Origin of the sequence: Anaerosalibacter sp. Marseille-P3206, assembly GCF_900155565.1 — a bacterium.
Taxonomy (GTDB): domain Bacteria; phylum Bacillota; class Clostridia; order Tissierellales; family Sporanaerobacteraceae; genus FUHM01.
Genome location: NZ_FUHM01000002.1, coordinates 1,921,316 through 1,935,117, shown reverse-complemented (window position 1 = coordinate 1,935,117; position 13,802 = coordinate 1,921,316). Strand labels below are relative to the sequence as shown.

13 protein-coding genes are annotated in these 13,802 nt (G+C 32.9%); 2 read left to right on the top strand and 11 right to left on the bottom strand.

All coding sequences use genetic code 11. The features are described from left to right. Nucleotides 1–15: 15 nt before the first annotated feature. From BQ9840_RS10705 to BQ9840_RS10675, 7 genes are all read right to left on the bottom strand, one after another. Nucleotides 16–669 (bottom strand): nucleoside deaminase, encoded by a 654-nt coding sequence (locus BQ9840_RS10705; protein WP_077369779.1) that lies wholly within the window; start codon nucleotides 667–669, stop codon nucleotides 16–18. A gap of 375 nt (nucleotides 670–1,044) precedes the next feature. Next, nucleotides 1,045–2,229 (bottom strand): trans-sulfuration enzyme family protein, encoded by a 1,185-nt coding sequence (locus tag BQ9840_RS10700; protein WP_234978671.1) that lies wholly within the window; start codon nucleotides 2,227–2,229, stop codon nucleotides 1,045–1,047. Nucleotides 2,230–2,239: 10 nt separating this feature from the next. After that, nucleotides 2,240–2,881 carry a class II aldolase/adducin family protein gene (locus BQ9840_RS10695; protein WP_077369777.1) on the bottom strand — a complete coding sequence of 214 codons (642 nt, stop codon included), beginning with the start codon at nucleotides 2,879–2,881 and terminating at the stop codon, nucleotides 2,240–2,242. A gap of 12 nt (nucleotides 2,882–2,893) precedes the next feature. Next, the gene (locus tag BQ9840_RS10690; RefSeq protein WP_077369776.1) at nucleotides 2,894–3,664 is read right to left on the bottom strand and encodes an S-methyl-5'-thioinosine phosphorylase; all 771 of its coding nucleotides are present in this window, start codon (nucleotides 3,662–3,664) and stop codon (nucleotides 2,894–2,896) included. A gap of 48 nt (nucleotides 3,665–3,712) precedes the next feature. Then, nucleotides 3,713–4,747 (bottom strand): S-methyl-5-thioribose-1-phosphate isomerase, encoded by a 1,035-nt coding sequence (gene mtnA, locus BQ9840_RS10685; protein WP_077369775.1) that lies wholly within the window; start codon nucleotides 4,745–4,747, stop codon nucleotides 3,713–3,715. A gap of 52 nt (nucleotides 4,748–4,799) precedes the next feature. Further along, the gene (locus BQ9840_RS10680; protein WP_077369774.1) at nucleotides 4,800–6,095 is read right to left on the bottom strand and encodes an amidohydrolase; all 1,296 of its coding nucleotides are present in this window, start codon (nucleotides 6,093–6,095) and stop codon (nucleotides 4,800–4,802) included. 71 nt (nucleotides 6,096–6,166) lie between these two features. Then, on the bottom strand, nucleotides 6,167–7,543 hold the full coding sequence (locus BQ9840_RS10675) for an MATE family efflux transporter (RefSeq protein WP_200804924.1): 1,377 nt from the start codon (nucleotides 7,541–7,543) through the stop codon (nucleotides 6,167–6,169). 223 nt (nucleotides 7,544–7,766) lie between these two features. Between BQ9840_RS10675 and BQ9840_RS10670 the strand changes: the two genes are divergently transcribed. Beyond that, a complete protein-coding gene (locus BQ9840_RS10670) occupies nucleotides 7,767–9,137 on the top strand; it encodes an MATE family efflux transporter (protein ID WP_077369772.1) in 1,371 nt (456 codons plus the stop codon). 81 nt (nucleotides 9,138–9,218) lie between these two features. Then, nucleotides 9,219–9,713: a hypothetical protein gene (locus BQ9840_RS10665; RefSeq protein ID WP_077369771.1), complete on the top strand. Its 495-nt coding sequence runs from the start codon at nucleotides 9,219–9,221 to the stop codon at nucleotides 9,711–9,713. Nucleotides 9,714–9,742: 29 nt separating this feature from the next. Here BQ9840_RS10665 and BQ9840_RS10660 read toward each other — a convergent pair whose 3' ends face one another. Genes BQ9840_RS10660 through BQ9840_RS10645 form a run of 4 tightly spaced genes read right to left on the bottom strand, consistent with a single transcriptional unit; the run spans nucleotide 9,743 to nucleotide 13,781 of the window. Continuing rightward, entirely contained in the window at nucleotides 9,743–10,624 is an 882-nt protein-coding gene (locus tag BQ9840_RS10660; RefSeq protein WP_077369770.1) for an ROK family protein, read from the bottom strand. A gap of 49 nt (nucleotides 10,625–10,673) precedes the next feature. Then, entirely contained in the window at nucleotides 10,674–11,360 is a 687-nt protein-coding gene (locus tag BQ9840_RS10655; RefSeq protein ID WP_077369769.1) for an N-acetylmannosamine-6-phosphate 2-epimerase, read from the bottom strand. A 22-nt stretch (nucleotides 11,361–11,382) separates the two neighbouring features. After that, nucleotides 11,383–12,309: a dihydrodipicolinate synthase family protein gene (locus tag BQ9840_RS10650; RefSeq protein ID WP_077369768.1), complete on the bottom strand. Its 927-nt coding sequence runs from the start codon at nucleotides 12,307–12,309 to the stop codon at nucleotides 11,383–11,385. Nucleotides 12,310–12,353: 44 nt separating this feature from the next. Further along, complete coding sequence (locus BQ9840_RS10645) at nucleotides 12,354–13,781, bottom strand: hypothetical protein (protein WP_077369767.1); 1,428 nt, start codon at nucleotides 13,779–13,781, stop codon at nucleotides 12,354–12,356. Between the last annotated feature and the right edge of the window lie 21 nt (nucleotides 13,782–13,802).

Genomic DNA, 13,802 nt, shown 5'->3' with positions numbered 1-13,802 from the left:
AAATATTAATAATCTTTATATCTTATATATCTTATGTGCAAAATATCCTTCAATTACTTCATCATAAATTTTATGTATAGGCTTATTTTCCTTAACTGCTTGTTCAAAATACTGTAACTCATTTAGTTTTTTTCCGTATTTTACACCTAACTCATTTACTTCTCTCCATGTTTCTAATATGAACTCTGTTCTTGGATGTTGACGTTTATACTCATATGCACTTTGTAATATCAGCTGAAAAGCCTCTATCTCATCTATCCCACATTTTATATCTATTTTCTTATCTTTAATGTAGTCTAACTTATCGTTTAATGTAGTTGCACCTGCAAATCCATCTCTAGCTCCATAACGAATATGGCGTATATTCATCATTACCATTGTTCCAAAACACATAGGACATGGTTCCATAGTTGTATAAAGTATATAATTTCTTATATCCGCATGTTCTGGTTCACGCAATCCCAACATTGCTGTCATTTCTGCATGAGCCATATTGGTTCCAGCAAGGGGATGTTCAGTACTATTATCATAAATTCTATTTCTTCCTTTTGATACTATTTCGCCTTCTTTTGTTACAATTATACATCCGATAGGTATAGTGCCCTTTTTATAAGCTTCCCACGCCATTTCAAATGCTTCTTGCCATGGTTTTTCTAAATACTTCCACATTTACATCTCCGCCTTTTTTTAACCAGTTTATAATCTAGGAATTATTTATACATATAATCTTATATTCGCTTATTCTATAAATATTTACATATTCCTTCTTTTTTCCAAACATATGAATAAAAAAGAAGAAGACAATTTTTGCCTTCTTCTTTTTTTAGTTCCTTTATAAACTACATTAAATGTTTTTTCTTATATCTTCATATTCTTCTACTGATATTTCAATACCTCCATTATCAATCTTTGATTGCTATAATAAAAAATTTTCTTCTCAATGGAACTTCCCACCACATTGCATATTCTACAAATATACCCCTATTCCTTCTTTTTCTCAAACAAATATATCTACAAAAAGAAAAGGTAACAGGGAAGTCCCTATCACCTTAATGCGTTTTCTATATCTTCTATTATGTCTTCAATATCTTCTAATCCTACAGATATTCTTATCATGCTTTCTGTTAGTCCAAATTCTTTAAGCTTTTCTGTAGGGTATCCTAAATGGGTCATGGCAGCTGGAAGTTCTATTAGTGTTTCACAGTCTCCCAAGCTTACTGCTAACTTCATTAGTTTAACTCCATTGACTACCTTTTTTGCAGCTTCTAGGCCACCTTCTACTTCAAAAGCAATTATTCCTCCAAAGCCTTCCATTTGACTTTTAGCTATATTATGGCCTTTAAAGCTTGGTAGTCCTGGATAGTAGACATTTTTGACTTTTGGATGTTTCTCTAAATACTTAGCTAACAATAATGCATTTTTTTCATGTTCCCTCATTCTAACTCCTAAAGTTTTAAGTCCTCTAAGTAATAGCCATGCATTAAAAGGACTCATAACGCCACCAAACTCACACATGTAGTCAAATTTTAACTTGTGTACATAGTCTAATTTTTTTGCTATTGCCACTCCTCCTACTACATCTCCATGACCTGAGATGTATTTTGTAGCACTGTGAACTACTACATCTGCTCCTAATAATAATGGCCTTTGAAAATAAGGAGTTGCAAAGGTATTGTCAACTACTACCTTTATATTTTTTTCCTTTGCTATCTCACAAACCCCTTTTATGTCAATTATATTTAAATTAGGATTTGATGGAGTTTCAAAATAAATAACCTTAGTATTTTCGCTAATAGAATTTTCAAGTAATTCTAAATTGGTTAAATCTATTAGTTTGGATTTAACACCATATTGAGGTAATAGATTTTTGATTACATTATAAGTTGAACCATATAGGGTACTATTTCCTATGACTTCATCACCAGGTTTTAATAGTGAAAATAGTACACTTGAAACTGCAGCCATTCCTGAAGCAAAAGCAACTGAGCCTACTCCTTCTTCAAGAACTGCCATTTTATTTTCAAATAATCTAAGTGTAGGATTATTTCCTCTAGTGTAGACATAATCATCACTTTCAAAATTCATTACTTTAGCTACATCTTCAATACTATCAAAAACAAATGTTGAAGTTTGAAAAATAGGAGGATTTAATGCCTTTTCAGGATTATTTCCCACTTGTCCACCGTGGATTAATAGAGTGTTCTTTTTATATTTATTATCCAAGTTCACTACTCCTTTCCTATCTTTGTCCATATTTATTTAAATAGAAATCTCTCATAAAATCTATGTCTTCTTGAGATAATGGTACTACTCCACCTAAAAGTTGTGCATATATAGTAGCCTTTGCAGTTTTCTCTAGTATTAGTGATATCTTAAGGGTCTCTTTTAAGTCCTTTCCTGCTGACAATGCTCCATGATTTGCTAATATAACAGCATTTCTTCCTTCTAATGCCTTTACTGCATTTTTAGCAAGTTCCATACTTCCTGGAAGTGCGTACTCACTAACTCTAACGTCTCCACCTGTTATTTGAACTAAATCTTCTGCAGCTCCAGGGATGCCTTTTCTCGCCATTGCAAGAGCAGTGCAATAAGTACTATGAGTATGAACAACTGCTCCTACTTCACTTCTATTCTTATATATTTCTAAATGCATATTGTATTCTATTGAAGGTTTTCTCTCTCCATCAACTACTTCTCCATCCATGTTGAGTATAGTAATATCCTCTGGCTTAAGAGAATAATAGTCCATTCCACTTGGTGTTATTGCTATTAAATTATCATCTATTCTTTTACTAATATTTCCCCAAGTTCCTACCACTAAGCTAGTCTTAGCCATTTCGATACCTGTATTTATTACTTCCATTCTTTCTTTTTCGTACATTTCCAAGCCTCCTTACAACTTGATAAGTGAACTATTACAAGTACAATTTTCTTGATTTAATTCTTCTAATAGAGCATTTATAAATAAATTTGTCACCAATTCCTTTTTACCTTCCATAGCTCCAGCTATGTCGTGGATTGTTATACCAGTTGGTTCTACACCTGTACACCAGTTGCTTATTATTCCTACAGCTTGGTAGCACATGCCAAGTTCCTTAGCTAAAACAACTTCAGGTACATTAGTCATACCTACTACATCTCCACCTAGTTTTCTATACATCTTTATTTCACTTGCAGTTTCAAACCTAGGGCCTTCTGTACAAACATATACTCCCTCACCTTTTATTGGGACATTTTCTCTTTTTGCCATGCTATAAAATACATTTCTTAAGTTTTTACAATAAGGATCAGACATATCTGTATGGATAACTCCCTCTTTTCCACCTTCATAGAATGTCATAGGTCTTGATTTTGTAAAGTCTATAAAGTCACTTATAACAACTATATCTCCAGGAACATAGTTTTCATTCATAGAACCTACTGCTACAGTAGCATAGATGTATTTTACACCCAATTCACTTAAAGCCTTCATATTGGCCCTATAGTTAATCAAATGTGGAGGAACTGAATGGCCTTTTCCATGACGTGGAAGAAAAACTATCTCTTCACCCTTAACCTTTACTACCTCAACTTGAACTTCACCGTATTCTGTATTGACCATTTTTATGTAAGTTTCCTCTCCTACATCATATACGCCAGTACCGCCAATAATAGCCTTTTCCACAATATCACCTTCCCTATATTGTGAGTCAGGGGACTTATCCCTGACTCATTATCTGAGTTTGCTTAAGTTTTCTTTGAATGGTGGTCTTATGACTCCCTTTTCTGTTATTATTGCTGTAATATTTTCATTTGGTGTTACATCAAATGAAGGATTGTACACTTTTACCCCTTCAGGAGCAATTTGCACTCCATTTATATGAGTTACTTCTTTTTCATCTCTTTCTTCAATTACTATATCTTTTCCTGTTTCAATATCAAAATCAATAGTTGATATTGGAGCTGCAATGTACATTGGTACATTATATGCCTTTGCCACAACTGACAACATGAATGTTCCTATTTTGTTGGCTGTATCTCCATTGGAAGCTATTCTATCCGCACCAACAACTATTAAATCAATCTTTCCATCTCTTATAAGGGTTGCAGCAACATTGTCAGGAATAAGATTGCAAGGTATTCCTTCTTTAACTAATTCCCAGCTTGTAAGTTTTGCCCCTTGTAGTCTAGGTCTTGTTTCATCTGCATATACAAATATATCCTTACCTGAATAAAAAGCCTCCCTTATAACTCCTAAAGCTGTGCCAAATCCAACAGTAGCCAATGCTCCTGCATTGCAATGGGTTAGAATAGTTGCCTTTTCTGGCACTAAGGTATTGCCGTGTTTCCCCATTGCCTTATTTATTTCTACATCTTCTTTGGCTATTTTATTTCCTTCTTCTTTTAGCTTTTCATATATCTCTTCTGGGGATAATTCTATATTATCTTCTAATACACTTCTCATCCTCTTTATTCCCCACATTAAATTCACTGCAGTAGGTCTAGATACGTTTAATACTTCTAGCACTTCTTTCATTTTTGTAGTGAAAGCATCTTTGTCTAATGATTTGAATTCCTTAGCTCCTAATACCACTCCATAAGCTCCACTAGCACCAATTGCTGGAGCTCCCCTCACTACCATATCTTTTATAGCAAAATCCACATCCTTGTAGGTTTCACATACAAATATTTCATAGGAATTTGGAAGTTTTCTTTGATCTACTAGGAAAAGTTTTTCGTCTTTAAATTCAAGAGTTTTTATCTCCATACATATTAACTCCTTTCTATAAACTGGCGACCACAGGTCGCCGCTACAATGTTTATCTGTTTACTAGGCTGTGAGCAGCTTTTTCTGCGTTGTACATTACTTTTTCTACATCTATTGTTTTGATTTCATAGTTTTCCATTATTATTTTTCCGTCTACTATTACAGTTTCAACATCAGATGCTTGGCAAGAATAAGCTATAGCTGAAACAATATTGTGTCTTGGGCATAGATGGGGTTTGTTCATATCTATAAGGATTAGATCAGCCTTCTTTCCTTCTTCTATTGAACCTATTTCCCTTTCCCAACTTAATGCCTTTGCACCATTTATTGTAGCCATTTCTATTGCCTTGATAGCTGGAATAGATATAGCACTTTCGTTTACTGGTTTGTTAATAAGTGCAGCTAGATTCATTTCTTCAAACATATTTAAATTGTTATTGCTAGAAGAACCATCTGTACCTAATGCTACATTTACTCCTTTGTTTAGCATTTTCTCTACAGGTGCAAATCCACTAGCAAGTTTTAAATTGCTACCTGGGTTGTTTACAACATTTACACTGTTTTCACTCAATATATCTATATCCTCATCAGAAATATGAACACAATGTGCTGCTAATGTTGGATATTTAAATAATCCCAAATCATATACATGTTTGATTGGTGATTTGCCATATAATTTGAAACTATCTTCTACTTCTTTTTTAGTTTCTGAAAGATGAATGTGTAATCCTGTTTTTAGTTCATCTGCTAATTCTATAAGTTTTTCTAAATAACTTGGACTACATGTATAAGGTGCATGAGGTGCTACCATTACCTTTATCCTTCCATCTCCAGTTCCGTGAAAATCTTTATATAATTGTCTTGTATAATCTATTTTCCCCTTATTAACCTTTTCATCATCTTCTTCAATAGTTCCTCTAGATAGTACTCCTCTAATTCCTGATTCTATTGTAGCCTTTCCCACTTCTTCCATGAAAAAGTACATATCTGAATAGCATGTCACACCAGATCTAATCATTTCTACAATACTTAACATTGCTCCCCAATAAACATCTTCAGCAGTTAAATTTGCTTCTACTGGCCAAATCTTTTGTGTTAACCATTCATGCAATGGTACATCATCAGCAAAGTTTCTTAGTAAAGACATGGAAATATGAGTATGTCCATTTACAAGACCTGGAATAGCAACTTTTCCCGATGCATCTATTGTCTTTTTAACTTTTAAATCTTCTCTTATATCTCCAATGTGTTTAATAGAATCTCCTTCTATGTATATATTGGTATTTTCTATTGGCTCTAATGTTTTTCCCATAGGTAATAATGTTACATTCTTAATTAAAATAGTCATTAAAAAACCTCCCTTTTTAGTACTAATTTTAGTATACCATAATTTTAATCTCATTAAACTGAAAAGAGAAGCTATTGCTTCTCTTTTATTAACAATTCTCCACTATATATATCTTTTTTTCTATATATTACATAGCTAGTTATTATTCTTGTAGCCATATCTATACCTATTATAATCCACAATGCCATAATATCTTTTTTGAAATAGTAAGCCATCAGTAGAGAAAATGGAACTCGTATACCCCAAAGACCTATTCCAGCTACAATCATAGGAACCTTTGTATATCCTGCACCTCGTAATGCGCCATTGATTACTCCTGCTACATTGAGAGGTAACTGAGCAAAACCCATGACAAATAGATATCCAATACCTATCTTAATAACCTCTGCGTCATTAGTAAGTATTCTCATGATTTGTTCTGGGAAAAATATAAGCATTCCAGCTGTAAATATGGTGATAATAGATGTACCTATTACCAGCTGTTTTAAATATTTCTTTCCTAATTCTTTCTCACCAGATCCCAAGGTTTGCCCAATAAATGTAGTAGCTGCTACCCCGAATCCTGCAGCTGGCATATATGATATTGACTCTGCTTGAAGTCCTAATTGATAAGCTGCAAAAGCTACTTCCCCATAGGTAAGGATAACCTTAGTAATAATAATAGCAGCAATTTGCCAAAATATAGACTCAAATGAAGATGGAAGTCCCACCTTGTATATAGAAACTACTTCTTTTTTGTCTAGTTTAAATGAATTTGAACCAGTTGAATAACTTAATATTCCATCTTTGCTAAATAAAACCCACAATCCTATGATAGCTGCTATAGCTTGGGACAATACTGTCGCAAGAGCTGCCCCTTTAAGTCCCATTGGCTTAAAGCCAAAATGTCCAAATATGAAAGTATAGCTAAAACCTATATTGAGTAAATTCATTATTAAAGCAATTTTCATAGGGGTTTTAGCATTTCCAGTTCCCTGAAGTACTCCTGCTACTATGAGGATTATAGTTAAAAATGGCAATCCCCAAGAAACCGTTCTCAAATGTATAGTTCCATTCTGCAAAAGAACATCTCTTGGATTGAATATCTTCAAGAAAAATGGCGCCTTCCAAAATAACAATTGTTGAAGAATAAATACTAATATTATAGAAGACAAGAGCGTTTGTACTGTTACCTTTCTCATCTTATCTCGATTATTAGCTCCATAAGCTTGAGCCACGAACACAGATGCCCCAGTAGCAATTCCCTTGAAAAGAGCCCATACTATCTGAGTAATTCTAGTACTTATCCCCAGAGAACCTATTGCTATAGCGCTTATCCTTCCTATCATTGCCATAGATACAAATCCAGCCAACATTTGAAGAATATTTTCCATAGTTACTGGCAATATCATAGAAAATATCTTTTTTCTGATTATTGCGTTTTCTCTTTTGTTCACATCCCTACTCATAGGCATTTCTCCTTATGTATATTGTAATATAATTATATTATATTTAGAGTCTCTAAACAAGATTTGTTCTAAACAATATTTTTTCATTTGTAAATCTATCTTATATGTTAATTAGCTTTAATTCAATACATGATTAAATAAATCATTGACACTATATGAAAAATAACTTACTATATATTATATACTATTTAGAGAGTCTAAACAATTTTAAGGAGATGATTGAATGAACCAAATAAACAATGAACTACTTACAGGAGATTTACGAAAAAATCTCCTTAAAATTTCTATCCCTACAATGCTCGGTTTTGTACTACAAGCAGTATACGATATAGTAGATATGATATGGATTGGACGTATATCTGCAGCTGCTGTAGCAGGAGTTACAATATTTTCAACTGTATTTTGGATTGTTTCTGTATTAAACGAAATAATAGGATCTAGCTCTATTTCTCTAGTATCCCAAAGTTATGGTAGTGGTAACAGCGAAAGAACTGTGAGAATAGTTGAACAAACACTTACCTTTAAAGCTCTAGTTGCAATAATTGCTGCTGTTATTATGCTATTTACACTAAAACCTCTTTTAGGTTTTTTCACTGATGAAGCGGATGTTTTGAAAGCTGCATTAGACTATGGCTATATACGAATATTCTTTTTACCGATTATGTTTTCATCTTATTCAGTAAATACATCCTTAAGATGCCTAGGTGATGCAAAAACACCAATGTATATAATGATAGTAGCTGCAATCGTTAATATATTTTTAGATCCATTGTTTATGTTTAGTCATTTTCCTGGAACCAATATTCCTGGTCTTAACTTAGGTGTATTTGGTGCTGGACTTGCAACAGTTATTTCTACTATTGTAGCTTTTACTTTAGGTTTTGTTATATTAATTAAAGGAACTGATAAAGTAAAAATTACTCTTAAAGGTCTATTTACTTTAGATTGGGGAATAGATAAAAAGCTTTTAACAATAGGTTTTCCATCTGGTATGGAAGTTCTTTCAAGAAACTTAGCTAGCGTATTTACGCTTAAATTTGTTTCTCAATACGGTACTAATACCGTTGCTGCCATGGGAATTGGAGGTAGACTTTTCAACTTTGCCTTTATGCCTATATTTGGGATTGTAATGGGTAGTAGTACTATTATCGGCCAATGTCTAGGTGCTGAAGATGTAAAAAGAGCTAAAGATACTGCTAAATTTTCTGCACTACTTAATTTCATAATGATGAGTATTGTATCATTGATTGCAATATTGTTCCCTCGCCAAGTTATGAGGATATTTATAGATGATGTAAATGTAATAGAGGTAGGTAAATCTATGATTCAGATAATGATACCTGCATTAGCTCTTGGAGGAGCTGCCATGGGATTAGGTTCAGTTTTTCCAGGATCAGGACACAATCTCCCACTTTTACTATCTAGTTTAATATCTAGATGGGGAGTTCAAATACCACTACTTTTCCTAACAACAAGAGTATTAAATCTATCAGTACTATATGTTTGGGGAAGCTTTATAATAGCTGATGCTATTGAAATGTTGATAGTGTTTATATCCTACAAAAAAGGTACTTGGGAAACTAAAAGAGTATGAAAGAAGGAAATACTTATTAAATGTAGAATAATATTAAAAGGAAACAAAAGATTATATTATGACTTATATGGAGGTTGAAAAATGGCAAAAAATAAGTATAATATTAAAATGTTTTTAATGATATTATTCCCACTTATAGTTTCCATAGTTATAGATAGACTCATAGCTACTGCAACAATTTATAATAAACCTAATATAGGTAATGTCGCAGATTTTATTATTAAAATTTGGAAATACGCTTGTATTGTTTATTGGTATTGGGTAGGCAAAAAATATGGAGGTTTTTATAGGGGAAGAACTAAAAGTTTTATATTGGGAAATGTTTTGTGGGGAATTGGATTTGTTTTTTATATTATAATATTCTTTTTAACAGATTCAAATAGTAGAATCAATTTTATTAAGGTAATACCTTGGTTTAATCAGTTAGCCCAAGGATATAGTTTAGGATTTGTGAGATGGAGTAGTCTCATTATCTCCTTATTTACAAAGAATATAGAGAGTCGTATTGCTGTAATTGTTTCTTATGTACTTATGTTGATTGTATTTAGCATAGGTTTTTATAATGGAAAAAAGTGAGTCAATGAGTCAGGGGACTGTCCCCTAACTCATTGACTCACTATGGATGCACCTAAAATTCCTGCATCATTGCCTAATTTCGCTGATTCTATTTTTACATTTCTAAAACTTCTCATTATATAATCTGGAAGCTTTTCTTTGATACTTTCTACAATATATTCCTGCTTCATTATTCCTCCACCTAGAACAATAAGGGAAGGGTTAAATATATGAACAAGACTAGATATCCCAATTACGATTTCATCTATCCATCTATCCACAATTTCTTTATAAATCATATCCCCTTCATTTACCTTATCAAAAATAATTCTCCCATTAATTTCGCCTTCAAGCTTTAAAGTTTTCTTAACTAACTCTATAAGAGCTGAAGTAGATGCATAAGTTTCATAGCAACCCCTTCCTCCACAAGTACAAGGGTTACCTCCAGCATGGGTAATCATATGTCCAAACTCGCCTGCAGAATTAAATGAACCCCGATATATTTGTTTTTTATCTACAATAGCTCCTCCTATACCAGTTCCATAGGTAAGGCATAAAAAACTATTATATTCCCTTCCCGCTCCGTAATAAGCTTCTCCTATTGCAGCACAATTAACATCATTTTCTACTGAAGTAGGTATACTATATATATCTTCTATCCTCTTTTTAATATCCATGCGAGTCCAACCTGGGAGATTATCTGTAGCAAATATAATGCTGCCTTTTTTTGAATCTACTTGTCCAGCGGTGCTAACACCTATCCTATCTATATTGTGAAATTCACCAATAACAGATAAAATCCGTTTCATAAGGGCTTCTCCACCTTCTTTAGCTCTAGTTGGTATTTCATATTTTTCGTATATTTTTCCCTTTTCATCTACAATACCATACTTTATAGATGTCCCACCTATGTCAAATGCTAATATACGCATGATATGCCCCCTCACCTAATAATCTCCTCTTAAAAATGAATTCTTATAATCAACTTATAGCACTTACAAACTTCTTAGTTACTTCCATAGGCCTTGTTATTGCAGTTCCTACAACTGCAGCATATATTCCACAATCCATAGCTTCTTTTAACTCATCAGGAGAGCCTATGCCACCTTCCGCTAAAACAGGTATTGTAAGCTTTTCAACTAATGTTTTCATAAGCTCAAAATCAGGAAGTTTTCTATTCTTTGTATCTTCTGTGTAACCACTTAATGTTGTCCCTACTAGATCAAAACCAAGTTTTTCACATTCAATTCCTTCACTAACCTTCGATATATCTCCCATGATAAGAATATTTGGATATGTTTTTCTAATTTCTTCTACAAATTCCTTAAGTGTTAAGCCATCAGGTCTTTTTCTGTCTGTTGCATCTATAGCTACAATATCCGCTCCTGCTTCTACAACTTCTTTAACTTCCACCATAGTAGGTGTTATAAATACATCAAAATTATCATAAACTCTCTTTCTTAAACCTATGATGGGAAGATTTACTGTCTTTTTAATTTCTACTATATCTTCTCCCCCATTGGCTCTTATTCCTACTGCTCCACCTAACATAGCCGCATATGCCATTCTAGACATTATATATGAACTATGAAGAGGTTCATTTTGAAGGGCTTGACAGGATACTACTAATCCACCTTTTATTAACTTTAAAACATCTTTTGTTACCATTTTTTCTGCCTCCTAAGCTTCTCTATATAGATTTTAGTACTCGTATATCTTCAACACCATATCTATCTCTAATCTTTCTAAATTCATCCTTTACTTTTTCCTCTTCACATGAACTTAAATTATTAAAAGGCCTACGAACATAACCTCCATCAAATCCCATCCACTTCATGGCAGCCTTTATTACTGCATAGTAATCATATTTCAGAGAAGCTTCGATAATATCAACTGCTATCTTTTGCTTAATTTGAGCTTTACTGAATTCTCCAGCCTTTATATTATTATAAATATCTACATATACATCTGCTAACATACTATAAAAAGAACCGATGATTCCATCTGCTTCATTGAAAAGACCTGAAACAGCCATTTCATCTGCACCAGAATAAACCATAAAATCCTTACCTATCTGAGCTTTTGCCTTGTGAATATCTTGATGAGTATATGCAGTATATTTAATCCCTTTTACATTCTCAATAGTAGATAATCTCTTTATGAAATCAAATCCAAATAAACCTGCAAGAGGAACATTGTATACAATCATTGGTAAAGGTGTTGACCCTGACAAATCCTCGTAGTATTTAAAAATATTGTTATCTTTAAACTTCCAATAAAAAGGTGGCACTGATGAAATAGCATCTACCCCAGTTTCATAGGCATCCTTAGCAAGATCTATAGAAATTTTAGTAGAAATAGCTCCAATATGTGCAATAACAGGAACCCTACCATTAACCTGATCAACTACAACCTTTACAACTTTTTTTCTTTCATCTGGAGTCATTAGAAAACCCTCACCAGTACTACCAGTTAAATAAAATCCATGAACTCCTTCTTCAATTAAAAAATCAACTACATTTCTCATTCTTCCTTCATCAAAGTTTTCATTTTCATCAAATGGCGTAATTAATGCTGGTATAACTCCTACTATATCGGTAATCTTAAAATTTGACACATTAACCCCTCCTTAATCCTTCTGCTTAAATCTTTTAAATCAAACTAATATTTTCTTCTGCAACTATCAATATCGCCCTTTAAAGCATAAAGTTTTGAATTCTGGAATTTAAACTTAAACTTAACACTTTTGTTTCCGATTTCTAGTAAGTTCTTATCTTTAAATGATATCTTTTTAAATCCATCAGCTTTTCTCAAAGGAATACAATCTTCAAAAGTAAAACCTTGTACTGCATTTCCATATTTATCTTCAAGTTCTATAAGAATATATCCATCTTCTTCAATATCTGCTAAAATACTTAAATCATTCCCATAGATACTAAACAATCCTGTATGCAATTCTCCTTCAAGCTCATCGTCTCTTTGGGTATAATAGGCAAATTTATCCTTTTCTATAAACCCTCTTCCAAAAGAAGTTTCTCTAAAGTTAGTATGTTGTCCATTGCCCCCCATATAATAGAAATAAAGCTTGTCATCTATTTCTACAGGAATACTAGCATAAATACATCCACAATCAAATTCTCCATCAGGATAAATACCTTCGCCTCTTGGAATAAAACATTCACCTGGACAAATACTATCCCAATTATTTAAGTCAGTAGCAAACTTAAGCTTTAAATCCACTAAGTCGAAGTCTGGTAAAGTCCTGTCTCCTTCATGATAAACCGATGCTAATCCCAAATATATACCTGCATATTGGAAAACTGGCATAGAGTATATCTGATCTTCAAAGCCATTTCCTCTCAAAATCTCCTCTGGCTCTGACCAGTTAATAAAATCATTACTTTCACACTTTGCAACAATTCTAACTCCATTTTTCCATACCCTAGTAATCATAATAAACTTGTTAGTTTTCTTGTCTCTAAAAACAAAATTATATGTGTCTGCCTGAGGATTGTACTTTGGCCACTCTATATAATCAGAAAAATGAATTCCATCAGATGAAAATGCTACAGCCATAAAATGATTGTCATGAGAATACTCAATTTTAGTCATAAGTTTGTATCTCTTATTTGGATCAACTTCATCTTCATCATAAAGCACGCTAGTTCCATGTCCATAACGCATAAGAATATTGTTATCCTTGTTACCATCAAATTCTACAAGACCTAAATTTGGTTTTACCCAATTAACTCCGTCCTTCGATTCTGCATAGCATACAGATGTAATACGAGAACTAGTAGGTATATATTGTTTATTTGTTCTTTCCTCTAAAGCAGTATTTTGAGATTCTATATCATAAGTAAAAAGGGTATAATAACACCTAAATATCTCATACTCTTTATCATAAAAAACATTTGGATAACCATTATCATATCTAACTTCCCAAGGCCTACTAGGATTGGAAAAATAGTCTTCCCTAAACATAGGATTGTTTTCCACGTCCTTAGTTATTTGATTCAATTTTAGTATTGCATTCGATGTCCAATGTCCATCAATTATGCCTCTATCAAGAAATAGGTATTTTTTCATTTCTTCAAACCTCCATATCAA

Excerpts from the sequence above, each read along its gene's own strand:
- mtnA (WP_077369775.1), bottom strand. The coding sequence starts at position 4,747 with ATGGAGATAAAAACTCTTGAATTTAAAGACGAAAAACTTTTCCTAGTA.
- BQ9840_RS10645 (WP_077369767.1), bottom strand. The coding sequence starts at position 13,781 with ATGAAAAAATACCTATTTCTTGATAGAGGCATAATTGATGGACATTGG.
- BQ9840_RS10670 (WP_077369772.1), top strand. The coding sequence starts at position 7,767 with ATGAACCAAATAAACAATGAACTACTTACAGGAGATTTACGAAAAAAT.
- BQ9840_RS10665 (WP_077369771.1), top strand. The coding sequence starts at position 9,219 with ATGGCAAAAAATAAGTATAATATTAAAATGTTTTTAATGATATTATTC.
- BQ9840_RS10705 (WP_077369779.1), bottom strand. The coding sequence starts at position 669 with ATGTGGAAGTATTTAGAAAAACCATGGCAAGAAGCATTTGAAATGGCG.
- BQ9840_RS10655 (WP_077369769.1), bottom strand. The coding sequence starts at position 11,360 with ATGGTAACAAAAGATGTTTTAAAGTTAATAAAAGGTGGATTAGTAGTA.
- BQ9840_RS10695 (WP_077369777.1), bottom strand. The coding sequence starts at position 2,881 with ATGTACGAAAAAGAAAGAATGGAAGTAATAAATACAGGTATCGAAATG.
- BQ9840_RS10675 (WP_200804924.1), bottom strand. The coding sequence starts at position 7,543 with ATGAGTAGGGATGTGAACAAAAGAGAAAACGCAATAATCAGAAAAAAG.
- BQ9840_RS10660 (WP_077369770.1), bottom strand. The coding sequence starts at position 10,624 with ATGCGTATATTAGCATTTGACATAGGTGGGACATCTATAAAGTATGGT.
- BQ9840_RS10680 (WP_077369774.1), bottom strand. The coding sequence starts at position 6,095 with ATGACTATTTTAATTAAGAATGTAACATTATTACCTATGGGAAAAACA.